We start from the raw sequence: 25,485 nt of genomic DNA on the forward strand, positions 1-25,485 counted from the left end.
CGACACCTCCATGGCCACAGACCCGGCCGTCCTTCCCGAAGCCCCGGTGCAGGACCGCTATCCCCTGACTCCCCTTCAGCGGGGCATGCTCGCGCAGGCCCTGCGCGACCCCGCCTCGGGCGTGGACGTGGAGCAGGTGGTCTGCCGCTTGGCGCACCCGGTGTGCGCCGAGTGGCTGCAGCAGGCGTGGGAGCGGGTGGTGGGCCGGCACGACGTGCTGCGGACGCGCTTCCGCTGGACGGACGTCCCGGAGGCGGTGCAGGAGGTCATCCCCAGCGCCCAGGTGGAGTTCGGGTGCCACGACTGTACGGCGCTGGACCCGGCGGGACAGGAGGAGCGGCTGGAGCGGTACCTGGAAGACGACCGTGCCCGCGGCTTCGACCTGGCGCACGCGCCGGCCATGCGCCTGGCGCTGTTCGGGCTGCGGGGGGACGAGCACGTGCTGGTGTGGAGCTTTCACCACATCCTCCTCGACGGGCGGTCGGTGGCCCACGTGCTCCGCGAGGTCTTCGCCCTGTACGAGGCGTCGGCCGAGGGGCGGGCTGCGGAGCTGCCGGAACGGCGTCCCTTCCGGGAGCACGTCGCCTGGCTGCGCGGACGCGATCCGGAGGCCGACGAGGCGTACTGGGCCGGGCAGCTTCGCGGCGCCGGCGTGCCGGCACCCGTCCCGGGGAGCGGCCTGGCGCGGGGCGGCGCGGCGGCGGGCGCGCCCTCGGGCGAGCGCGAGATCCGGCTTTCCGCCCACGCCACCACCCTCCTGCGCGCGTTCGAGCGCGAAAACGGGGTGTGGCTGAACACGCTGGTGCAGGGTGCGTGGGCGCTCCTCCTGGGGCGCTACACCGGCGCGGGCGAGGCGGTGTTCGGGGTGGTGAGGTCCGGCCGCGCCGCCGAGGTGCGGGGGGCGGACGGGATGGTGGGGCTCCTGATCAACACCGTCGCCGTCCGCGTTCCGCTTCCGCCCGGCGCGCGGGTGATCGACTGGCTGGAGGAGATCGGCGACCGGAGCGCGGCGCTGGCCGCGCACGAGCACGCCGCCGCGCCCGACGTGGCCCGCTGGGGCGGGCTTCCGCCGGGTGCGAACCTCTTCGACACCGTGGTCGACTTTCAGCCGCAGCCGTTCGACGCCGCTCTCCGCGCCGCGGGGAACGGGGCGGGGCGGCGCAGCTTCCGGGTGCTTCGCAGGACGGGCATTCCGCTTTCGCTTGCCGTTACCGGCGAAACGCCGCTCCGCGCGCGGCTGGAGTACGACGCACGGCGTTTCGACGCGGCCGCGGCGGATCGCATGCTGCTGCACTTTGCGCGGCTGCTGGAGGAAGTCGCGGCGGACCCCGAACGGCGCCTGGGCGAGCTGGACGCGCCGGGCGGGCCAGCCGCGATCGAGAAGTCCGCGCCAGCCGCGGCGGCCCGGGACGGCGGGCTCGTGCATCGGCTCGTGCAGGCACAGGCGGATCGCACCCCCGACGCCATCGCCCTGGTGGCCGACGGCGCGCCGCTGGCCTACCGCGAGCTCGAGCGCCAGGCCAACCGGCTCGCGCACCGGCTGCGGCGGCGGGGCGTGGGCCCGGAGGTGCGCGTGGGGGTGTGCCTGGAACGGAGCCCGGCGCTGGCCGTGTCCATCCTGGCCGTGCTCAAGGCCGGCGGTGCCTACGTGCCGCTGGACCCCGGCCTTCCGGCGGAACGGATCGCCTTCGTGCTGCGCGACGCGGCGGTGTCGGCGGTGCTGGCGGACGGCGCGCTGGCCGGAGGGCTCCCTGGCGGGGGTCCGCCGGTGCTGCGCGTGGACGACCCCAGCCTGGCCGCCGAGCCCGACGCCCCCCCGGCGGACGCCACGCACCCCGAGGCGGCTGCCTACATCCTCTACACCTCGGGTTCCACCGGCGGCCCCAAGGGCGTGGTGGTCAGCCACCGCGCCGCGGCCGCCCACCTGTCGGCCGCGGCCGCCGCGTATGGCCTGGTGCCGGGCGACCGGGTGCTGGCCTTCGCGGCCATCTCCTTCGACCCCTCCATCGAGCAGATGCTCGCCCCTCTGATGGTGGGGGCCTCCGTCGGGTTCCGCGGCGCGGAGGTGTGGACGGCGTCCGAGTTCGCCGGGGCGGTCGAGCGGCTGGGCGTGACGGTAGTGAACCCCCCGACGGCGTACTGGCACACCCTCGCGGCCGACGAGGCGGCGCTGGCGCGCGTACGGGCAGGGGTGCGGCTCGCGCTGGTGGGGGGCGAGGCCCTGCGGCCGGCCTCGGTGGCGGCGTGGCACGCCGCCCCGGGCCACGCGCCGCTCCTGAACGGCTACGGGCCCACCGAAGGCGTGGTCACCGCGACGCTGCACCGGACCGCCGCCGGGGACGCGGCCTTGCCGCGCGTTCCCGTGGGGGCGGCGCTGGCCGGGCGGCGGGTGCTGGTGCTCGACGCGCGGCTGCGCCCGGTGCCCGAGGGTGTTCCCGGCGAGCTGTGCCTGGGCGGCGTGGCGCTGGCCCGCGGGTACCTGGGGCGGCCCGCGCTCACGGCCGAGCGCTTCGTGCCGGACCTCTCCGGCGCGGAGCCCGGCGCGCGCGTGTACCGCACGGGCGACCGGGTGCGGCGGCTGGACGGGGGCGGACTGGACCTCCTGGGCCGCCTGGACGACCAGGTAAAGATCCGCGGGTTCCGCGTGGAGCCCGGCGAGATCGAGGCGGAGCTGGGGCGCCACGCCGCCGTGCGGGAATGCGCGGTCGTGGCACTGGACGACGGCGCGGGCGGAAAGCGGCTCGTGGCGTACGCGGTGGCCGACGCGGAGGTGGCGGCGCTCCGGACCCACCTGCGCCAGGCGCTTCCGTTCTACATGGTTCCCGACGCCTTCGTGCTCCTGGCGCGGCTGCCGCTGTCCCCCACCGGAAAGGTGGACCGCCGCGCCCTGCCTGCGCCCGCCCGCGCCGGCGAGGGCCGCGCGGCGCCGCGGACACCCGTCCAGGAGGTGCTGGCGGGGATCTGGGCCGAGGTGCTGCAGGTGGATCGCGTGGGGGCCGACGACTCCTTCCCGGCCCTGGGGGGGCATTCGCTGGCGGCCATGCAGGTGGTGTCGCGGATGCGGCAGGCGTTCGGCGTCGAGATGCCGCTCCGTGCGCTCTTCGAAACTCCCACGGTGCTCGAACTGGCCGAGCGGGTGGAGGAGGCGAGGCGCGACGGGCGCCCGGTGCCGCCGCCCGTCGTACCGGCCGGCGATGGCCGACACCTGCCGCTCTCCTTTGCCCAGGAACGGCTCTGGTTCCTGGACCGGCTGCAGCCGGGGAGCGTTGCCTACAACCTTCCCACGGGGGTGCGGCTGCGAGGCGAACTCGACGTTCCCGCGCTGGAGCGGGCGCTGGGTGCGATTGTAATGCGCCACCATGCGTTGAGGACGACCTTCGTCGAGGTGGACGGGGAACCGGTCCAGGTTGTGGCGCCATTCGGCGGCTTCGCCCTGCCCGTGGACGACCTTTCCGGGACGGGCGAGGCGGAGGCGATGCGGCGCGCCGCCGCGGACGCCGCCCGCCCGTTCGACCTGTCGTCCGGGCCGCTCTTCCGGGCCACGCTGCTGCGGCTGCGTGCTGGGGAGCACCTGCTCCTGCTGTGCATGCACCACATCGTCACCGACGGGTGGAGCCGGGACGTGCTCTTCCGCGAACTGTCCACCCTGTACTCTGCGTACGCCCGGGGCCGGGATCCGGGGCTTCCCCCGCTCGCGGTGCAGTACGGTGACTTCGCGGTGTGGCAGCGCGAGCAGCTGAGGGGCGAGGCGCTGGAGCGGCAGCTGGCGTACTGGCGCGAGCGGATGGCGGGGGCGCCCGCCCTGCTGGAGCTGCCCACCGACCGCCTGCGTCCCGCGGTGCAGACGTACCGGGGCGCGCGCGAGCGGTTCGCCCTCCCGGACGGGCTCGCGGAGCGGCTGGACGCGCTGGGGAGAAGCGAGGGCGCCACGCCCTACATGGTGCTCCTGGCCGGCTTCCAGGTTCTGCTGTCCCGCTACGCGGGCACCGGCGACATCGTCGTCGGAAGCTCCAGCGCCGGCCGGCGAGGCCGCGAGGTGGAGGAGCTGATCGGCTTCTTCACCAACACGCTGGTGGTGCGCACCGATCTTTCAGGCGAGCCATGCTTTCGCGAGGTGCTGCGGCGCGTGCGCGAGGCGGCGCTGGGCGCGTACGAGCACCAGGAGGTGCCCTTCGAAAAGCTCCTCGACGAGCTGCGGCCGGAGCGCAGCCTGGGCCACAACCCCGTCTTCCAGGCCTTCTTCGCCGTCCTTCCCGGAGACGCCCCCCGGTTGCCGGGGCTCGCGGCCGAGGTGGTGCCGGTGGAAGTGGCCACCTCCAAGTTCGATCTCTCCCTCTTCTTCACCCGGCGCGACGGGGGGATGGAGGGGATGCTGGAGTACGCGAGCGACCTGTTCCACGGGGCGACGATCGTCCGGATGGCGGGGCACCTGGCGGCGCTGCTCGAAGCCGCGGCGTCCGATCCCGCGACGCCCGTGTCCGCCCTGCCGATGCTCGGGGCCGCGGAGCGGGAAGAACTGGTCTCGAGGTGGAGCGGGTCAGGCGCGTCGTTGCCGGTTTCGGGGAGCCTCCACGAGCGCTTCGAGCGCCGGGCCCAGGCGGCTCCGAATGCGGTGGCGCTCACCTGCGGGGGCGACTCGCTGAGCTACGGGCAGCTGAACGCGCGGGCCAACCGTCTCGCCCGCCGGCTTCGCGCGCTGGGGGTGGGCCCGGAGTCGCGGGTGGGGCTGTGCGCCGGGCGCTCGCTGGACCTGGTCGCCGGCGTGCTGGCGATACTCAAGGCGGGCGGCGCGTACGTGCCGCTGGACCCGGCGTACCCGGCCGAGCGGCTGGCCTTCATGGCGGAAGACGCGGGGATCCGCGTCCTCCTCGCCCAAGCCGCGTTGCGCGACCGCGTCCTGGCGGAGGGAATCGACGTCCTCTCGCTCGAAGACGTCCCCGCGGACGAGATCCCGGACGACCCGGGCGTCACCGTTGCTCCCGAAAACCTCGCCTACGTCATCTACACCTCCGGCAGCACCGGCCGCCCCAAGGGCGTGGGCGTAACGCACGGAAACGTGCTGCGCCTGTTCGATGCGACGGCCGAGTCCTTCGGGTTCGGGGACGGGGACGCGTGGACGCTCTTCCACTCGTACGCCTTCGACTTTTCCGTCTGGGAGATCTGGGGCGCGCTGCTGCACGGCGGGCGGCTGGTGGTGGTGCCGTTCGACGTCAGCCGCGACCCGGTGGCGTTCCGCGCGCTGCTGGCGACGGAGCGGGTGACGGTGCTCAGCCAGACACCCTCCGCCTTCCGCGCCCTGGCGCGCGCGGACGAGGAGTCGGCCCAGCCGCTGGAGCGGCTGCGCACGGTGGTGTTCGGCGGCGAGGCGCTCTCGTACGAGTCGCTGCGCGGGTGGCTGGACCGCTATGGTCCCCGGCGCCCCCGGCTGGTGAACATGTACGGGATCACCGAAACCACCGTGCACGTGACCTGGCACACGGTCACCGGCGCGGAGCTGCGACGCGACGCGGTGGGCAGCGGCGTGGGCGTGCCCATTCCCGACCTGCGGGCGTACGTGCTGGACGCGAGGGGCAACCCGGCGCCCACGGGGGTGCCGGGCGAGCTGCACGTGGGCGGGGCGGGGCTGGCGCGGGGCTACCTGGGCCGGCCGGGGCTGACGGCGCAGCGCTTCGTCCCCGACCCGTTCGCGGGCGGGGCGGGGTCGCGGCTGTACCGCTCGGGCGACCTGGCGCGGTGGCGGGCCGACGGCACCCTGGAGTACCTGGGGCGCATCGATCAGCAGGTGAAGATCCGGGGGCACCGCATCGAGCTGGGCGAGATCCAGTCGGTGCTGCTGGCCCAGCCGGGCGTGGAGGCGGCGGCGGTGGTGGTGCGGGGCGAGGGCGACGAGGCGGCGCTGGTGGCGTACGTCGTTCCCGCGGGCGAGCCGCCGTCGGCATCCGTCCTCCGCGACGCGCTGAAGAAGGCGCTTCCCGAGTACATGGTCCCGGCCGCGTTCGTGTCCATCGAACGCATTCCCCTGACCGCCAACGGCAAGCTGGACCGCGGCGCGCTCCCCGCGCCCGGTGGAGCAGGGGGAGAAGAGGGTGCCGCGTACCTGGCGCCGCGCACCCCCGTCGAAGAGGTGCTGGCGGGGATCTGGGCCGAGGTGCTGCGGGCGGAGCGCGTGGGCGCGGACGAGAACTTCTTCGAGCTGGGCGGGCACTCGCTGCTGGCCACGCGCGTGGTGTCGCGGGTGCGCGAGGTGTTCGGCGTCGAGATGCCGCTTCGCGCGCTCTTCGAGGGGCCCACCATCGCGGAGCTTGCCGGCCGGGTGGAGGAGATCAGGCGCGAGGGGCGCCCGCCGCTCCCCCCTGTGGTGCCGGTGGAGCGCGCCGGGGCGCTCCCGCTCTCCTTCGCCCAGAAACGGCTCTGGTTCCTGGACCGGCTCCAGCCGGAGAGCGGGGTCTACAACCACCCCACGGCGTTCCGCCTCTCCGGCCCGCTGGACGTCCCGGCGCTGGAGCGGGCGCTGGGGGAGGTCGTTCGCCGCCACGAGTCGCTCCGGACGGTCTTCCCGGAGCGGGACGGGGCCCCGGTGCAGGTGATCGCCCGGTTCGGCGGCTTCGCGCTCCCGGTGGAGGACCTGTCGGCGCTGAATGAGCAGGCGCGCCAGGCGGAGACGCGCCGGCGCGTGGTGGAGGAAGCCGCGCGCCCGTTCGACCTCGCCGCGGGCCCGCTCTTCCGCGCGATGCTTCTCCGGCTGTCGGCGGAGGAGCACGTCTTCCTCCTCTGCCTTCACCACGTGGTCACCGATGGGTGGAGCACGGGCGTGCTCTTCCGCGAGCTGTCGGCGCTCTACACCGCGTACCGGGATGGGCGCGAATCGCCCCTGGCCGAGCTGGCGGTGCAGTACGCGGACTACGCGGTGTGGGAGGGGAAGCAGCTGGGCGGCGACGTGCTCACGGGGCAGCTCGCCTACTGGCGCGAGCGGCTGGCGGGCGCGCCCCCGCTCCTGGCGCTCCCCACCGACCGGCCGCGTCCCGGCGTGCAGTCGTTCCGGGGGGCACACGAGCGGCTCGAACTTTCCCCGATCCTGGCGGAGCGGCTGCGGACGTTGGGGCGGAGCGAGGGGGCGACGCCGTTCATGGTGCTGCTTGCGGCGTTCCAGGTGCTCCTGGGCCGGTACGCCGGGAGCGAGGACGTGGTGGTGGGCAGCCCGGTGGTCGGGCGCACGCGGCGCGAGGTGGAGGAGCTGGTCGGCTTCTTCGTCAACACGCTGGTGCTGCGGACGGACCTCTCGGGCGATCCGTCCTTCCGCGAGGTGCTTCGGCGTGTGCGCAACGAGACGCTTGGCGCGTACGAGCACCAGGACGTGCCGTTCGAACGGCTGGTGGAGGCGCTCCAGCCGGACCGAAGCACCAGCCACTCTCCCCTCTTCCAGGTGATGTTCACGCTGGCGGAACAGGCGGAGCGCGCCCCCGCATTGCCGGGGGTGCGGGCCGAGCCGATGGACGCCGGGCGGGACACGGCCAAGTTCGACCTGGGGCTGGCGCTGGCGAACGGCGCCGATGGGGCCCTGGGCGGCGTCCTCTCCTACGCGACCGACCTCTTCGACCCTGCGTCGGCCGCGCGGATGCTCGCGCACTTCCGGCGCGTGCTGGAGGAGGTCGCGGAAAACGCGGACGTCCGCATTTCGGAGCTGGAGCTGGCGGACGAGGCGGAGCGCGCGCAGGTGCTCGCGGGGTGGAACGACACGGCGCGCGACTATCCTTCGCCCCCCGTCCACCTCCTTTTCGCCGAGCACGCCCGGAGGACGCCCGCCGCCGCCGCGCTCCTTCACGCGGCCGACGCCGTGAGCTATGGCGCGCTGGACCGGCGCGCGTCCGCCCTCGCCCGCCGCCTGCGGACGCTGGGGGTGGGCCCCGAGACGCCGGTCGGGCTCTGTGTCGAACGGACGCCGGAGCTGCTGGCGGGCGTCCTCGGGATTTGGAAGGCGGGCGGCGCCTACGTCCCGCTCGATCCCGCGTACCCGGCCGAGCGGCTGGCGTGGATCGTGGCCGACACGGCGCTCTCCGTCATCGTGGCGACGGACGGCGCGGCGGACGCGCTCCCGGAGCACGCGGCGGCCGTCGTCCGGATGGAAGACGTCTCCCCGGACGAGAGCTCCGGTGAGCACGCGGATTCGTCCGGGGGGGAGATCTCCGCTCAGAGCCTCGCCTACGTCATCCACACCTCCGGCTCCACCGGGCGTCCCAAGGGGGTGCTGGTGCAGCACGGCTCGCTGGCGAACCTGCTTGCGGCCACGCGGGAGGCATTCGGAGTCGGCGCGGGGGACGTGATGCCCGCGCTGGCGAGCCACGCCTTCGACATCTGGCTCTTCGAGGCGCTCCTTCCCCTCACCTCCGGGGCCGCGGTCCGGCTGGTTCCACGCGAGCGGGTGCTGGATGTCAAAGCGCTGCTGGAGGAGACGGCGGACGCCACGCTCCTGCACGCCGTCCCCGCGCTGATGCGCGAGATCGTCCGCGTCGAGCGGGAGACGCCCCGCCTCGCCCGCCTGCGCCGCGCCTTCGTGGGTGGAGACCGGGTTCCGGCTGACCTGCTGGCGGAGATGGCGGCGGCGTTCCCTGGCGCGGAGACGCACGTCCTCTACGGGCCGACGGAGGGGACGATCCTCGCGTCCGCGCATCCCGTTCCGGCGGGTGGCGGCATCGATGGGCACCCACTCGGCCGCCCGCTGGGGAACGTGCGCCTGTACGTATGCGACGTGCGCGGGACGCCGCAGCCGGTGGGCATTCCCGGTGAGGTGCTGATCGGCGGGGCGGGGGTGGCGCGTGGCTACCAGGGACGCGCGGCGCAGACGGCGGAGCGCTTCGTCCCCGACCCCCTCGGCGGCGAGCCGGGGGCGCGGCTCTACCGGACGGGGGACCGGGTGCGGTGGCGCGCGGATGGCACGCTGGAGTACCTGGGGCGCACCGACCGGCAGGTCAAGCTCCGCGGTTTCCGTATCGAGCCGGGCGAGGTCGAGGCGGCCATCCGCGCAGGCGGTGCCGTCCGCGAGTGCTTGGTGGTGGTGCGCGGCGAAGGCGACGAGGCGGCGCTGGTGGCGTACGTCGTTCCCGCGGGCGGGCCGCCGGCGGCGTCCGCGCTTCGCGACGCCCTGAAGAAGGCGCTTCCCGAGTACATGGTGCCCGCGTCGTTCGTGTCCATCGAACGCATTCCCCTGACCGCCAACGGCAAGCTGGACCGCGGCGCGCTCCCCGCGCCCGGGGGAGCCGCGATCGAGGAGGGAACCGCGTACCTGGCGCCGCGCACACCCGTCGAGGAAGTGCTGGCGGGGGTCTGGGCCGAGGTGCTGCGGGTGGAGCGCGTCGGCGCGGACGAGAACTTCTTCGAGCTGGGCGGGCACTCGCTGCTGGCCACGCGCGTGGTGTCGCGGGTGCGCGACGTGTTTGGCGTCGAGGTGCCGCTCCGGGCGCTCTTCGAGGGGCCCACGGTCGCGGAGCTGGGCGAACGGGTGGAGGAGATGCGGCGCGCGGGGCAGCCGCCGCTGCCGCCCATCGTGCCGGTGGAGCGAGGACGAGCCCTGCCGCTCTCCTTCGCCCAGGAGCGGCTCTGGTTCCTGGACCGCATGGATCCCGGCAGCTCCCTGTACAACGTGCTCGTCGCGCGGCGGCTGTCGGGGGAACTGCACGTGCCTGCCCTACGGCGGGCGCTGGGAGAGATCGTGCGCCGCCACGAGGTCCTGCGGACGGCGCTTCCCCAGGTGGACGGCGCGCCCGTACAGGTGATCGCCCCGTACGACGGCTTCGCGCTTCCCGTGGATGACCTTGCCGGCCTGGAGGCGGCCGGCCGCGAAGCGGAGGTCCGCCGCCGGTCCGCGGACGAGATGGCGCGTCCCTTCGACCTGGGCACGGGGCCGCTCTTCCGCGCCCGGCTGCTTCGGCTGGAGGCGGGTGAGCACGTGCTGCTGATGGGCATTCACCACGTCATCAGCGACGGCTGGAGCATCGGTGTGCTGCTGCGCGAGCTGGCGGCGCTGTACGGCGCGTGCGCCGGGGGCGGGGAGCCGGCGCTTCCGGAGCTTCCGGTGCAGTACGCCGACTACGCGGCGTGGCAGCGGATGCACCTTCGGGGCGATGCGCTGGAGCGCCAGCTGGCGTACTGGCGCGAGCGGATGGCCGGGGCGCCCGCCCTGCTGGAGCTGCCGACGGACCGCCCCCGTCCCGCGGTGCAGACGTACCGCGGCGCGCTGGAGCTCGTCACCCTTCCCGACGGGTTGCTGGAGCGGCTGCGCGCGCTGGGCCAGGGCGAGGGGGCCACGCTCTTCATGGTGCTCCTGGCCGCCTGCAAGGTGGTGCTTTCGCGCTACGCGGGGACCAGCGACGTGGTGGTGGGCGTTCCCATCGCGGGGCGCACCCGCCGCGAAACCGAGGGGCTGATCGGCTTCTTCGTCAACACCCTGGTGCTGCGCACCGGCCTCACGGGCGATCCCTCCTTTCGCGAGGTGCTGCGGCGCGTGCGCGAAACCACGCTGGGCGCCTACGAGCACCAGGAGGTGCCCTTCGAGCGGCTGGTGGAGGAGCTCAAGCCGGAGCGGTCGCTGAGCCATTCCGCGCTGTTCCAGGTGATGTTCGCGCTCGACGAGGCCGACGGCGCGCCCGCCGGGCTTCCCGGGCTGCGGATGGCACGCCTGGGAACGCACGGCGGAACCACCAAGTTCGACCTGTCGGTGGGCTTCGGCGTGGACGGCAGCCGCTTTCAGGCCAACCTGGAATACAGCACCGACCTGTTCGAGCGCGGCACCATCCTGCGCATGGCCGACCAGCTGCGGCGGGTGCTGGAGCAGGCCGCCACCGGGCCCGTAACACCGGTTTCGCGGCTGGAGCTGTCCGACGCGACGGAGCGGCGGCAGGTGCTGGAAGCCTGGAACCAGACGGCGGCGCGGGTTCCGGACGATTGCGTCCACCAGTTGATCGCGGCGCGGGCGAAGCAGGCGCCGGATGCCGCCGCGCTCGTCTTCGGCGGCGCGCCGATCACCTACCGTGAGCTGGACGCGCGGGCCAATCGGCTGGCCAATCACCTGGTGCGCCTGGGCGTGGGCCCCGAGGTGCGGGTGGGGCTCTGCCTGGAGCGGGGCCCGGAGATGGTCGTCGGCATGCTGGGCGTGCTGCGGGCGGGAGGTGCCTACGTGCCGCTGGACCCGGCGTATCCCGCCGAGCGGCTGGCCTTCATGCTGGCCGACTCGGGCGCGGCCGTGCTGCTGACCCAGGAGCGGGTGCGGGCCGCCGTTCCGGCGCCGGCCGGCGTGCGGGTGGTGTGCGTGGACGGTGCGCGGGCCGCCATCGCGGCCGAGTCCCCGGCCAGCCCCGGTCGCCCGGTGCGGCCGGACGCGCTGGCCTACGTCATCTACACCTCCGGAAGCACGGGCACCCCCAAGGGCGTGGCGGTCGAGCACCGCGCGCTGGCCAACTACGTCGTGCACGCCGCGCGCGAATACGCGCTGGTCCCCGGCGACCGCGTGCTCCAGTTCCACTCGCTCAGCTTCGACCCGGCGGCCGAGGAGGTGTTCGCGACCCTCCTTTCCGGCGCCACCCTCGTGCTGCGCGCGGGCCAGGCACTGGTGGAGCCGCGGGCGTTCTGGGAGGCCTGCCGCCACGACCGTCTGACCGTGCTGGACCTGCCGACCGCCGTGCTGCACTCGCTCCTTCCCCACCTGGAGGCGGACGCCGGCGGCCTGGAGCACGTGCGGCTGGTGGTCACGGGGGGCGAGCGCCTGCTCGCGGCGTCGGTGCAGGCGTTCCGCCGCGCGGCAGGCAGGCGGGTGCGCATGCTGAACAGCTACGGGCCCACCGAGGCCACCGTGGGCGCCACCCTCTGGGACGCGTCGGGCGCGGAGGACGACCCGTGCCAGGCGGTGCCCATCGGCGCTCCCCTGCCCAACACGCGCGCGTACGTGCTGGACGGTGGGATGCGGCCGGCGCCGGTGGGCATTCCCGGCGAGCTGTACCTGGGCGGCGTGCAGGTGGCGCGCGGCTACCCGGGGCGGCCGGGGCTCACGGCCGAGCGGTTCGTCCCGGAGCCGTTCGGTGGCCGGGCAGGCGCGCGGCTGTACCGCACGGGCGACCGGGCCCGGTGGCGGCCGGATGGCACGCTCGAGTACCTGGGCCGCCTGGACGAGCAGGTAAAGGTGCGTGGCTTTCGCCTGGAGCCCGGCGAGATCGAGGCGGTGCTGCGCGGCCACCCGCGGGTGCGCGAGTGCGCCGTGGTGGCGCGGGCGTACGCGCCGGGCGACCACCGGCTGGTGGCGTACGTGGCGGGCGAGGCCAACGCCGACGAGCTGCGCGCCCACCTCCGGGCGCGCCTCCCCGACTACATGGTGCCCGGAGCGTTCGTGGCCCTGGATGCGCTTCCGCTGACGCGCAACGGCAAGCTGGACCGCGGCGCGCTCCCCGCGCCCGCCGCGCCGGGCGAAGGCGCCGGCCGGCGGCCTGGAACAGAGCTGGAGGGGCGCATCACGGCCATCTGGGAGGACCTCCTGGGGGTGGACGCGGTGGGCGTGGAGGACAGCTTCTTCGACCTGGGGGGCCACTCCCTCCTGCTCGTCCGCCTCCAGGCGCGCCTGGAGGCGGACCTGTGCGCGAACGTGCCCGTGGTGGAGCTGTTCCAGTACCCCACCGTGCGTGCCCTCGCCGCGCGGCTGCAGGGGCGGGCGCACACGGGCGCGGCGGAGCAGGGCGAGCACCGGGGCGAGGTGCGGCACGCCGCGCGCGACCGGCGCCTGGAAGCTCGCACCCGCCGGGGCCGATAGCCCGATGCGGAACGAGACCGATCACCCTGGATTCCCCACGGGCATGGCAGAGCACCTCGAAGGCGAGCGGACCGGGCTGGAAGTAGCGGTCGTGGGCATGGCGGGGCGCTTTCCCGGCGCGGGCGACATCGACGCGTTCTGGAGCAACCTCCGCGAAGGGGTGGAGTGCATCACCTTCTTCACCCGCGAGGAGCAGGAGGCCGAGGGGGTGTCCCCGGCCGTCCTGGACCACCCGGGCTACGTGCGGGCGCGTGGCGTGCTGCGCGGCGCCGACGAGATCGACGCGGCGCTCTTCGGCCTGACGCCGCGCGACGCCCAGGTGCTGGACCCGCAGCACCGCGTGCTGCTGGAGTGCGCGTGGTCGGCCCTGGAGCACGCCGGCTACGACCCGGCGCGGCCGGACGGCCCCATCGGCGTGTTCGCGGGGTCCGGCACCACCACCTACCAGAAGCAGGTGGAATCCAACCCCGAGGTGGTGGCGGCGGTGGGGCCTCTGCGGGTGAGCCTGTGGAACGAGAAGGACCAGCTTGCGGCCGGCATCTCGTACCGGCTGAACCTGCGCGGCCCCGCGCTGGCCGTGCAGACGGCCTGCTCCACCTCGCTGGTAGCCGTGCACCTGGCCTGCCAGAGCCTCATCAACGGTGAGTGCGACATCGCGCTGGCCGGCGGCGTTTCCATCGGCGTGCCGCAGCGGCGCGGCTACTTCTACACCCCCGACGGGATCGGTTCGCCCGACGGGCACTGCCGGGCCCTCGACGCCGGAGCCGCGGGATCCGTAGGCGGCAGCGGGGCGGGGATGGTGGCGCTCAAGCGGCTGGACCAGGCGCTGGCCGACGGCGACACCGTGCACGCGGTCATCCGCGGATCGGCCATCAACAACGACGGCGCCCAGAAGGTGGGCTACACGGCGCCCAGCGTGGCCGGCCAGGCCGGGGTGGTTTCCGAGGCGCTGTCGGTGGCGGGGGTGGACCCCGCCACCCTGCAATACGTGGAGACGCACGGCACCGGCACCCCGCTGGGCGACGCGATCGAACTCAAGGCGCTGGCCGAGGTCCTGGCGCGGGGCGGGGGAAGCCGTCCCTGCGCCATCGGCTCCGTCAAGCCCAACGTGGGGCACCTCGACACGGCGGCGGGAGTGACGGGGCTGATCAAGACCGTGCTGGCGCTGGAGCACCGCGAAATCCCGCCGTCGCTGAACTGCGCCGTGCCCAACCCGGAGATCCACGCATCCGGCGGGCACATGTTCGTCAACACCGAGCTGCGTCCCTGGGAGCGCAACGCAACCCCGCGCCGCGCCGGCGTCAGTTCGTTCGGCATTGGCGGCACCAACGCGCACGCCGTGCTGGAGGAGGCCCCGCCCCGGGAGCCTTCCGGCCCGTCGCGCCCGCTGCAGCTCCTGCCCCTGTCCGCCCGCACCCCCGAGGCGCTGGCGCGGGCCGCCCTGGACCTGGCGGACTTCCTGGAACGCAAGGGGCCGCCCCTCGCCGACGCCGCGTTCACCCTGCAGCGGGGGCGGCGGGAGCTGGAGCACCGCCTGGCCGTGGTGTGCGCCGACGCCGGGGATGGCGCGGCGCGGCTGCGCGACGCCGCGGTCCGCGCCACCGCCGCCATTCCCCGCACCGACCGGCCGGTGGCCCTCATGTTCCCCGGCGTGGGCACGCAGCACGTGGACATGGGGCGGGGGCTGTACGAGGCCGAGCCCGCCTACCGCGAGGCGGTGGATACCTGCTGCGAGCTGCTGCTGCCCGTTGTGGGCAGCGACCTGCGCGAGGTGATGTTCACCCCTGGCGGCGAAGGCGGGGGCGGGGCGGAACGGGGTGGAGGATGGAACCTGCGGCGCCTGCTGGGGCGGGGAGGCGACGAGGGCGACGAGGGCCCGCGGCTCGATGAGACGCGCTTTGCCCAGCCCGCGATGTTCGTCGTCGAGTACGCCCTCGCGACGCTGTGGATGAGCTGGGGCGTGCACCCCCGCGCCCTGATCGGCCACTCGCTGGGCGAGTACGTGGCGGCCTGCGTGGCCGGGGTGCTGCGCCTGGAGGACGCACTGCGGCTGGTGGCGCTGCGGGCCCGGCTCATCGACGCGCTTCCGCCGGGCGCCATGCTCGCCGTGCCCTTGGGCGAAGCCGCGCTCCGGGAGATCCTTCCCGCCGCGCTGGACGTGGCCGCCGTCAACACCCCGGAAAGCTGCGTGGTGGCGGGCCCGCCCGGCGAGATCGAGGCGTTCGAGGCCGCGCTGGCCGGGCGGGAGATCGTCAGCCGGCGCCTCCCGGCCCGGCACGCCTTCCATTCGCGCGCCATGGAGCAGGTGGCCGACGGGCTGGAGCGGCTGCTCGCGGGGTTCGAGCTGCGCGCGCCGGAAATCCCCTTCGTCTCCAACGTCACGGGCACCTGGATCACCGACCAGGCCGCCCGCTCGCCGGCGTACTGGGCGCGGCACCTGTCTCACACGGTGCGCTTCGCCGACGGCGTGGCCACGCTGCGCGGCGAGCCGGGGTGGGTGCTGCTGGAGGCGGGGCCGGGGCAGACCCTGGGCGCCTGGGCCATGCAGCACCCGGCGGGAGGCGAGCGGCAGGCCGTGCTCAGCTCTCTCCGGCACCAGCACAACCAGGTGCCGGACCTCCGCTTTCTGCTCGACACCCTGGCCGGGTTGTGGGCGGCGGGGGTGGGGGTGGACTGGAAGGCGTTCAGCCGTGGCGAGCGGCGGCACCGCGTCCCGCTGCCGGGCTACCCGTTCGAGCGGCGCCGGTACTGGGTGGACACGCCCGCCGCGGCCGTGGCGGGACGAACGGAGCAGGTTGCCACCACATCCCACGAGAAAGGTCCGCACACGATGGAGAACCTGCCCGCCGCGGCGGAGCGCGCCGAATCGTCCCCCCGGCGCCAGGTGATCCTGCAGCGGCTGACCGCGCTGACCGCGGAGATGACCGGGATCGAGGAGCGGCACGTCGACACCGGCACCGACTTCTTCCAGGCCGGGTTCGACTCGCTCCTGCTGCTGCAGGCGATCCAGACGATCGAAAAGCGGATCGGCGTGCGGGTTTCCCTGGTTGAGCTGCTGGAAGAGATCACCACCTTGGGAGCCTTGGCGGCACACCTGGACCGGGCGTTGCCGGCAGAGGTGGTGCTGGAGGGCACCCCCGGTCCGGCGGCGGAGGTGCATCCGCGCCCCGCGCCGGCCCCTGACGCGTCCGCCGCGCCGCGCCCGCAGGGGCCCTCCGCGGTTCCCGCCCCGCCCGCCTTCTACCCGCCGCCGGGCGCGCCCGCGCTCCCGGCCGCAGGCGAAAGCGGCGGGCAGGGCCCGCTGGAGCAGCTGATCGCGCGGCAGTACGAGTTCCTGGCGCAGCAGAGCGCGCAGCACTTTCAGCTCATGTCCCAGCAGCTCGCCGCGCTGCGGGGCGAGGCCGCGGCTCCGCCCGCGCCCGGCGTCGTGGCCGGCGAAGCCGTCCCACCCGCGGGCGCGGGATTGGACGCGCCGGTCCCACGCACGGTCCCGCAGTCTCCGCGGGCGAAGATCCAGCCGGAAACCTTCGTGGCCTACCAGCCGCTGAACACCGAGGCTCCCGCCGGCATGACGGCCGGGCAGAAGGAGTACCTGGACGGCTTCATGGCGCGGTACGTGGAGCGCACGCGGACGTCCAAGGCCCACCAGGCGCGGTACCACCTGCCGTTGGCCGACAGCCGGGTGACGGCCAGGTTCCGCCGTGCCTGGAAGGAGATCCTGTACCCCATCGCCGGCGAGCGGGCCGCCGGATCGCGCATCTGGGACCCGGACGGAAACGAGTACGTCGACATCGGCATGGCGTATGGGTGCGGGCTCTTCGGCCACGCGCCGGACTTCGTCACCCGCGCCATGCAGGAGCAGATCGAGCGCGGCTACGGGCTGGGGCCGCAGTCGCTGCTCGCCGGGCGGGCCGCCGAGCTGGTCTGCGAGCTGGGCGGAAACGAGCGCGCCGTGTTCTGCAACTCCGGCACCGAGGCGGTGATGGGCGCCATCCGCGCGGCCCGGGCGTACACGGGCCGCAGCCGGATCGCGTACTTTTCCGGGAGCTACCACGGCTGGGCCGACTCGGTGGTGGGCCGCCCGTTCGTTTCCGGAGACCGCCGCGAGGTGCGGCCCAGCGCCCCCGGCGTTCCCGCCCTGCCGCTGGGCGACGTCCTGATGCTGGACTTCGACGAGCCGTCGTCGCTCGAGGTGCTCGCGCGGCACGCCGGCGAGATCGCGGTGGTGCTGGTGGAGCCGGTGCAGAGCCGCCGGCCGGACCTGAAGCCCTTCGCCTTTCTCCGCGAGCTCCGGCGGATCACGCGCGAAGCGGGCGCCCTGCTGCTCTTCGACGAGCTGATCACGGGCTTCCGCATGGGGGCGGGCGGGGCACAGGCGTTCTTCGGCATCGACGCAGACCTGGTGACGTACGGAAAGATCGTGGCCGGCGGGCTGCCGATGGGCGTGGTGGCGGGGACGCGCGAGGTGATGAGCGTGTTCGACGGCGGGCTGTGGAACTACGGCGACGACTCGTATCCCACCGGGCAGCGCACCCTCTTCGCCGGCGCCTACTTCAAGCACCCGCTTTCCATGGCGGTCGCCTGCGCCATCCTCGAGGAGATCCGGCGGCGGGGCCCGGCCATGTACGACCGGCTGGAAGAGCGCACCACGCGCCTGGTGGACCGCATCAACGCCTTCTTCGAGTCGGGGGGCTACCCCATCACGGCCGCGCACTTCAGCTCCAGCTTCCGCTTCTTCTTCGGGCCCGAGATCCGGTTCCCGGACCTGTTCAACCACCACCTGGTGCACGAGGGGATCTACGTCATCCCCGAAACCGGGACGTACTTCCTTTCCACCGCGCACAGCGACGACGACCTGGAGAAGGTGTTCCAGGCCATCCGCGCCTCGGCCGAGGCCATGCGGCGCGGGGGCTTCATCCCGGGGCCGGCCGCCGGCACGCCGGCGCTGGAGGGCGGGGAGCCGGCCGGCGCGGAGCCGCGGGTGCTGCCGCTGACCGAGGGGCAGCGGCAGCTCTGGATCGAGTCGCAGATGGGCGACGACGCCAACCGCGCCTACGTCGAATCCACCTCCATCCGCCTGCACGGCGCGCTCGACGCCGGCGCGCTGACGGTGGCGCTGCAGGGGCTGGTGGACCGGCACGACACGCTGCGCATCACCATCGCCCCGGATGGCGACGCCCAACTCGTGCACCCCTCGCTGCGGGTGGAGCTGCCGGTGGAGGACTTCCGCGGCACCCCGCCCGGCGAGCGGGAGGCCCGGGTGTCCCGGTGGGTGCGCGCCACCGTGCAGCGCCCGTTCGACCTGGAGCACGGGCCGCTGGTGCGCTTCGCCCTGGCGGCCGTGGCCGACGACGAGCACGTGCTGCTGTTCGACTCGCACCACGCGGCGCTGGACGGGTGGTCGTTCGGCGTGCTGTGGAAGGAGCTGGACACCCTGTACACGGCTGCCCGGGACGGCCGCCCCGCCGGTCTTCCGCCCGTTTCCGACCACGCCGGGACGGTACGGTCCCAGGTCGCGGCGGTAGGCGACGATTCCGCGGCGCTGGCGTACTGGCTGGAGCAGTTCGCCGACGGCGCGCCGGTGCTGGACCTGCCCGGCGACCGGCCGCGCCCCCCGGCGCGCAGCTACCGCGGCGAGCGCCTCACCCGCACCCTCCGCGGCGGACTGGTGGAGCGGCTGGCCCAGGCGGGACGCCCGCACGGGTTCACCCTTTTCAACACCCTGTACTCTGCCTGCTTCGTGTGGCTGTCGCGTCTCGCCGAGCAGGACGATGTCGTGGTGGGCACCCCGGCGGCGGGGCAGGCGGGGCGGGCGGGCGCACGCGACATGGTGGGGTACGGCATCAACGTCCTTCCCCTCCGCGTCCGCGTGGACGGGGCGTCGTCGTTCCTGGAGCATGCCCGGGCGGTGCGGCGGGCGCTCCTGCGCGGCCTGGAGCACCAGGCCTTCTCCTTTCCCCGCCTCGTCGACACGCTGCTGCGCAGCCGCGACCCCAGCCGCCCGCCGGTGTTCGCCGTGGGCATGCACCTGGACCGCACGCGGGGCGAGGCGTCGCTGGGCGGCCTGCGGGCCGAGTTCCACGACAACTTCGGCGGCGGGTCCAAGGTAGACCTGAACCTGGGGATCACCGAGACCGACGACGAGCTGGAAGTGCGCTGCGACTACAGCACCGACCTCTTCGACCACGAAACCGTAGAGCGGTGGCTGGGCCTCTTCGAGCGGCTGCTGGAGCAGGTGGCCGCCGATCCCGGCACCCGCCTCCGCGACCTGGCGCTGATCGGGCCGGAGGAACGGCGCCGGGTGCTGGAGGAATGGAACCGGACGGAAACCGCCGTCCCGCCCGCCTCCATCCAGCAGCAGGTACAGGAGCAGGCCGCGCTCGCGCCCGGCGCCGTGGCGCTGGAATGGGAGGGCGGGGTGCTGACCCGGGGCGGGCTGAACGAGCGGGCGAACCGCCTGGCGCACCACCTGGCGGGGCTGGGCGTGGGGCCGGAAGTGCGCGTGGGGCTGCTGCTGGAGCGCGGGCCGGAGCTGGTGGTGTCGATGCTCGCGGTGCTCCGGGCGGGAGGCGCCTACGTGCCGCTCGACGCGGCGCACCCCGCGGACCGGCTCGGCTTCATGCTGGCCGACAGCGCCGCGGCGGTGCTGGTCACCCGCGGGGGGGCGCCCGCCGGCATGGCGCTTCCGCCGGGGCTGCGGGTGGTGTCGCTGGACGAGGCGGGCGACGCGCTCGCGGGGCACCCCGCCGGCCCACCCCCGCTCCGTGCGGCCGCCGGAAACCTGGCCTACGTCATCTACACCTCCGGGAGCACCGGCACCCCCAAGGGCGTGGCGGTGGAGCACGGGGCCCTGGCAAACGTGTGCGCGTGGCACGGCCGCGCCCTGCGGATCACCCCGGCCGACCGGAGCGCGCAGCTGATCAGCGCGGGCTTCGACGGCTCGGTGCTGGAGATCTGGCCCCCGCTGGCGTGCGGTGCCCGGGTGCAGCTGGTGCCCGACGGGCTCCGCGGCGATCCGCCCGCGCTCCGCGACTGGATGGTCCGCCGGGAAACCACGCTCGCCACCACGCCCGTCTCCCTCACCGAGCCGCTGCTGGCGCTCGAATGGCCAGCCGCGGGCGCGCTGCGCTGGATGGTGTCCGGCGCCGACCGGCTGCGGGTGCGGCCCGGAGCCGGCGTTCCGTTTGGCGTCACCAACAACTACGGGCCCACCGAGTGCACCGCCATCGTCACCTCCACGCGGGTGGAGGCCGAGGGCGACCGCGCCCCGTGCATCGGGCGGCCGGGCGACAACAGCCGCGTGTTCGTGCTGGACGCGGCGCTGCACCCCGCGCCCGTCGGCGTTCCCGGCGAGCTGTTCGTGGGCGGCGCGCAGGTGGCCCGCGGCTACCTGGGGCGGCCGGCGCTCACGGCCGAGCGGTTCGTCCCCGACCCGTTCGCCGCACGCCCGGGGAGCCGCCTGTACCGCACCGGCGACCGGGTGCGCTGGCTGGCCGACGGCACCCTCGACTTCGTGGGCCGCCGCGACGCGCAGGTCAAGGTGCGCGGCTTCCGCATCGAGCCGGGCGAGATCGAGACGGTGCTGCGCCGCCACCCGGGGGTGGCGGACTGCGCCGTCGTCCCCCGCGACGAAGGCGGGGGCGGCGTGCGGCTGGCCGCGTACGTCGTGGGCCCGGCGGACGCCGACACCCTTCGCGCGCACCTGCGGCGCAGCCTTCCCGAATACATGGTGCCCGCGGCGTTCGTCGCGCTCGACGCCCTGCCGCTCACGCCCAACGGCAAGCTCGACGGGCGGGCGCTCCCCGCGCCGGAGTACGCCACGGGTCAGGGGGGGCGGGCCCCCGGCACGCCGGCGGAAGTGGCGCTCGCGGGCATCTGGGCCGAGGTGCTGGGGGTGGAGCAGGTCGGGGTGGACGACGGCTTCTTCGAGATCGGGGGCGACAGCATCCTCGCCATCCAGGTCGCCAGCCGGGCTCGCCGGGCGGGGCTGCAGATCAGCCCGCGGCACCTGTTCGAGCACCAGAGCGTCGCGGCGCTCGCCCGGGCGGCGGGCCCGCTGGATGCGCCGGCCCGCCCCGCCGGCCAGGCGCGCGAGCAGGGCTCCGCCCCGCTCACCCCCATCCAGGCGCTCTTCCTGGGCTCCGGCCACCCCGAGCCCTGGCACTTCAACCAGTCGGTGCTCCTGAAGGTGGATCCCGCGGTAAGCGATGCCCACCTGGATGCGGCACTGGCCAAGGTGGTGCGCCACCACGACGGGCTCCGCCTGCGTTTCCGCGAAACCGCCGCGGGGTGGGAGCAGTGGCACGCGGACGACGCGGGGATCGTGATGGAGCGCGTGGACCTCGCCGGCCTTTCCGAGGACGAGCAGGACCGCGCGCGCCACGAAGCCGCCTCGGAACGCCAGGCCGGCCTGCACCTGGAGCACGGCCCGCTGGGGCGTGCCGTGCTCTTCGACGAAGGAGCTCGCGGACGCGTGCTGCTGCTCGTGCTGCACCACCTCGTGGTGGACGGCGTCTCTTGGAGGGTCCTGCGCGACGACCTGGAGCGTGCGTGCACCCGGCTGAAGGCCGGAAAGCCGGTAGACCTGGGACCCCGGACCACCTCGTACGCGCGGTGGGCAGGCGTGCTGCGGGCGTACGCGGCCGGCGGCGCCCCCGCGGCCGAGGCCGGCTACTGGCTGGCGCAGGGGCCGGACGGCATCGCCCCCCTGCCGCTGGACGGCCCCGCCGGGGGAACGGTGGCCGGCGAGCGCTCCGTGGCCGTGCAGCTGGACGCCGGCGAGACGAGCGCCCTGCTGCACGAAGTGCCCGCGGCGTACCGCACCCAGGTGGGCGACGTCCTGCTCGCGGCGCTGTGCGACGCGCTGGGGCGGTGGACCGGAAGCCCGCGCGTGCGCCTGTCGCTGGAGGGGCACGGGCGCGAGGAGGAGATCGCGGACGGCGTGGACCTCACCCGCACCGTCGGATGGTTCACCACCGTCTTCCCGCTGGTGCTGGACACCTCCGGGGCCACGGGCCCCGGCGACCGGCTCAAGCGCGTCAAGGAGCAGGTGCGCGCCATCCCCCGGCGGGGAATCGGGTACGGCGTGCTGCGCTACCTGGGTCCCGACGCGGAACTGCGCGCCCGTCTCGCGGGCCAGGCGGACCCGGAGGTCGTGTTCAACTACCTGGGCCAGTTCGACTCGGCTCCCATGGCCGGCGCGCGGCTGGCCTTCGCCGGTGGCGCGCGCGGGCGGGAGTGGAGCCCGCTGAACCGCCGGCGCTGCCTGCTGGAGGTGAACGGCCAGGTGCTCGGCGGGTGCCTGCGCCTGGAATGGACGTACTCCGAGGGAACGCACCGGCGCGAAACCGTCGAGCGGCTGGCGGAGGCCTGCCTCGAGGCGCTGCGCGCGACCGTCGCGCACTGCCGCGAGCAGGGCGCGGGCGGGTTCACCCCGTCGGATTTTCCGCTCGCGGAACTCACGCAGGAACAGCTCGACGCGCTGCCGACGGGGATGGGCGGCCTGGAAGACCTGTACCCGCTCTCCCCCATGCAGGCGGGAATGCTGTACCACGCCCTTTCCGGCGCCGGGGACCAGGCGTACCAGGTGCAGCTGGCGCACCGGCTGGAGGGAACCCTCGATGTGCCCCTCCTTCGCCGCGCCTGGGCCGAGGTGATGGCCCGGCACTCCATCCTGCGCACCTCGTTCGTGTGGAAGGGCCTCCCGCGTCCGCTGCAGCGGGTGCACACCCGGGCCGAGCTTCCGTGGACCGAGGAAGACTGGACGCCGCTTTCCGCGGGCGAGCAGGAGGCGGCGCTGGAAAGGTACCTGGCCGCGGACCACGCGCGGGGCTACGCGCTCGACGAGCCGCCGCTGATGCGATGCGCCCTCCTGCGCGTCGGCGCGGACGCGCACTGGCTGGTGTGGAGCCAGCACCACCTGCTCACCGACGGATGGTCCGCCGCGCGGGTGTGGAGCGAGGTGACGCAACTGTACGAGGGGTGGCGCACCGGGCAGGTGGTGGAGCTGGGCCGCGTGCGGCCGTACCGCGACTACGTGGCGTGGGTGCTCCGGCAGGACGAAGGGGCGGCCGAGTGCTACTGGCGCGGCGTGCTCGCCGGCTTCGCCTCGCCCACGCCGCTCCCCTCGGCGCGGCCCGCGGAACCCGGCGCCGCCATGCGCCCGGCGGAACGCGTGGCGGTCCTCCCCGCCGGGCTTACGCGGCGGCTGGAGGAAGCCGCCCGCGGCATGCAGGTGACGCTCAACACCCTTGCCCAAGGTGCGTGGGGACTGGTGCTTTCCCGGTACGCCGGCGAGGACGACGTGGTCTTCGGGACCACCGTGTCCAGCCGCCCGGCCGAGCTGGACGGCGCCGAGGAGATGGCGGGGGTCTTCATCAACACCCTCCCCGTGCGCATGCGCGTGCCCGGCCACGCCCGGGCCGGCGCCTGGCTGGCCGAAGTGCAGCGCGGCCAGGCCGCCGCCCGTGAATTCGAATACACGTCCCTGGTGCAGGTGCAGGGGTGGAGTGAGGTGCCCCGCGGTACGCCGCTTTTCGAAAGCCACTTCATCTTCGAGAAATTCCCGGCGGCGCGCGCCGCGGAGGAACCGGCGGCCCCGCGGCTCCGGGTGGCCGAGGCGCGCGGGGTGGACTGGAACACCTATCCGCTCTCCCTCATGGTCGTCCCCGGGCGGGAGCTGGTGCTGGGGCTGAGCTACGACGGAAACCGCTTCGACGAAGCCACGATCGAGCGGATCCAGCGCCACGTCGGAGTGGTGCTGGAGCAGCTCGCCGATGCTCCCGGGGCGCGGCTCTCGGCCCTCCGCATGATGGGCGATGACGAGCGGCGGATGGTCGTCGAGGAGTGGAACCGCACCGACGCCGAATATCCCGGCGGTGTGTGCATCCACCAGCTGTTCGAGGCCCAGGCCGACCGGACGCCGGACGCGCCCGCGGTGGTCTTTGGCGGCGACCGCCTGACGTATCGCGAGCTGGACGAGCACGCCAATCGCCTGGCGCACCACCTTGCCGGGCTGGGCGTGGGGCCGGAGGTACGCGTCGGCCTGTGCCTGGAGCGCGGCCCGGAGCTGATGGCCGCCATGCTGGGGGTGATGAAGGCGGGCGGCGCGTACGTCCCGGTCGATCCGGGGCACCCGGCGGAGCGGATCGGCTACGTCATGGACGACGCGGCCGCGTCGGTGGTGCTCACGCAGCAGCGGTTGCGCGACCGCATCCCCGTCGGCGCCGGGGTCCGCGTGGTCGTGGTCGACGCCGAGGGCGAGGGGATCGGCTCCGGGCCGGCGGCGCGGCCCGAGAGCGGCGTCACCAGCGAGAACCTGGCGTACGTCATCTATACCTCGGGAAGCACGGGGCGCCCCAAGGGGGTTGCCATGCACCACCGGGGGGTCGCCAACTACGTCCATTGGGGGGTCGGCCACTACGGCGCCCGCCGGGGAAACGGGTCCCCCGTCTTCTCGTCGATGGCCGTCGACCTCACCATCACCAACCTCCTTCCCCTGTTCGCCGGGCTCCCCGTTCACCTTCTCCCCGAGGAGAACGCGGTCGAGGCGCTGGCCGAGGCGCTGCGGGCCGGGCCGGGTTTCGGCCTCGTCAAGATCACCCCCGTGCACCTGTCGCTCCTCACTCCCCTGCTCACGGCCGAGCAGGCGCGTGCCGCCGCCCACACGCTGGTGATCGGGGCCGACTTCCTTTCCGCCGAACCCACCGTGTTCTGGCAGGAGAACGCGCCGGGAGTGCGGCTGATGAACGAGTACGGCCCAACCGAAACGGTCGTCGGCTGCTCGGCCTACACGCTGCCCCCCGGCCGCCACCGCAACGGCCCCGTTCCCGTGGGCGGGCCCATCCACAACCTGAAGTTCTACGTCCTCGACGCGGACCTGCGGCCCGTCCCCGTGGGCGTCCCCGGCGAGCTGCACGTCGGTGGGGCGGGGGTGGCCCGCGGCTACCACGGCCGCCCCGCGCTGAGCGCCGAGAAGTTCGTTCCCGACCCCTTCGCCGGGGCCGGCGCGCGCATGTACCGCACGGGAGACCGGGCCCGCTGGCTCGACGGCGGCAACCTGATGATCCTGGGCCGCACCGACCGCCAGGTGAAGCTGCGCGGCCACCGGGTCGAGCTGGGCGAGGTCGAGGGGGTGCTGCTGCGCCACCCGTCGGTCACCGGGTGCGTCGCCATGGTGCGCGAGGACGAGCCCGGCGACCGGCGCCTGGTGGCGTACGTGGCGGGCGTGGTTGACGCGGACGAGCTGCGCGCGCACGTGGGACGGACCCTGCCCGGGCACATGGTCCCGTCCGCGTTCGTCGTCCTGGACCAGCTGCCGCGGTCCGCCACCGGCAAGCTGGACCCCCGGTCGTTCCCCGCGCCCGACTACGCACGCGAGCCGCGGGAGTACCAGGCCCCCCGCACGCCCGTGGAAGAGGTGCTGGCCGGCATCTGGTCGGAGGTGCTGCAGGTGGACCGGGTGGGTACGGACGACGGCTTCTTCGCGCTGGGCGGGCACTCGCTGCTGGCCATGCGGCTCGCCGGCCGGGTGCAGGCCACGTTCGGCGTGGAGCTGCCCATCCACGCCGTGTTTTCCGCCACCAGCCTCGAGGCGATGGCGGCCGGGATCGAACGGGCCGTCTACGAAAGGGTTCTCGCCATGCCCGAGCCGCAGGACGAGCAGCTCGCGCTCACGCCGGCCGGGGGAGGCTGAG

2 protein-coding genes are annotated in these 25,485 nt (G+C 74.4%); both read left to right on the forward strand.

The window, feature by feature from the left end; all coding sequences use genetic code 11:
- Positions 1 to 10: 10 nt before the first annotated feature.
- Positions 11 to 12,790, forward strand: a complete 12,780-nt coding sequence (locus VF632_RS18840) for an amino acid adenylation domain-containing protein (protein ID WP_331024482.1) — start codon at positions 11 to 13, stop codon at positions 12,788 to 12,790.
- Between the two features lie 43 nt (positions 12,791 to 12,833).
- Positions 12,834 to 25,484 carry a non-ribosomal peptide synthetase/type I polyketide synthase gene (locus VF632_RS18845; protein WP_331024483.1) on the forward strand — a complete coding sequence of 4,217 codons (12,651 nt, stop codon included), beginning with the start codon at positions 12,834 to 12,836 and terminating at the stop codon, positions 25,482 to 25,484.
- Position 25,485: the final 1 nt, after the last annotated feature.

Source organism: Longimicrobium sp., from assembly GCF_036388275.1.
GTDB lineage: Bacteria > Gemmatimonadota > Gemmatimonadetes > Longimicrobiales > Longimicrobiaceae > Longimicrobium.

Excerpts from the sequence above, each read along its gene's own strand:
- VF632_RS18840 (WP_331024482.1), top strand. The coding sequence starts at position 11 with ATGGCCACAGACCCGGCCGTCCTTCCCGAAGCCCCGGTGCAGGACCGC.
- VF632_RS18845 (WP_331024483.1), top strand. The coding sequence starts at position 12,834 with ATGGCAGAGCACCTCGAAGGCGAGCGGACCGGGCTGGAAGTAGCGGTC.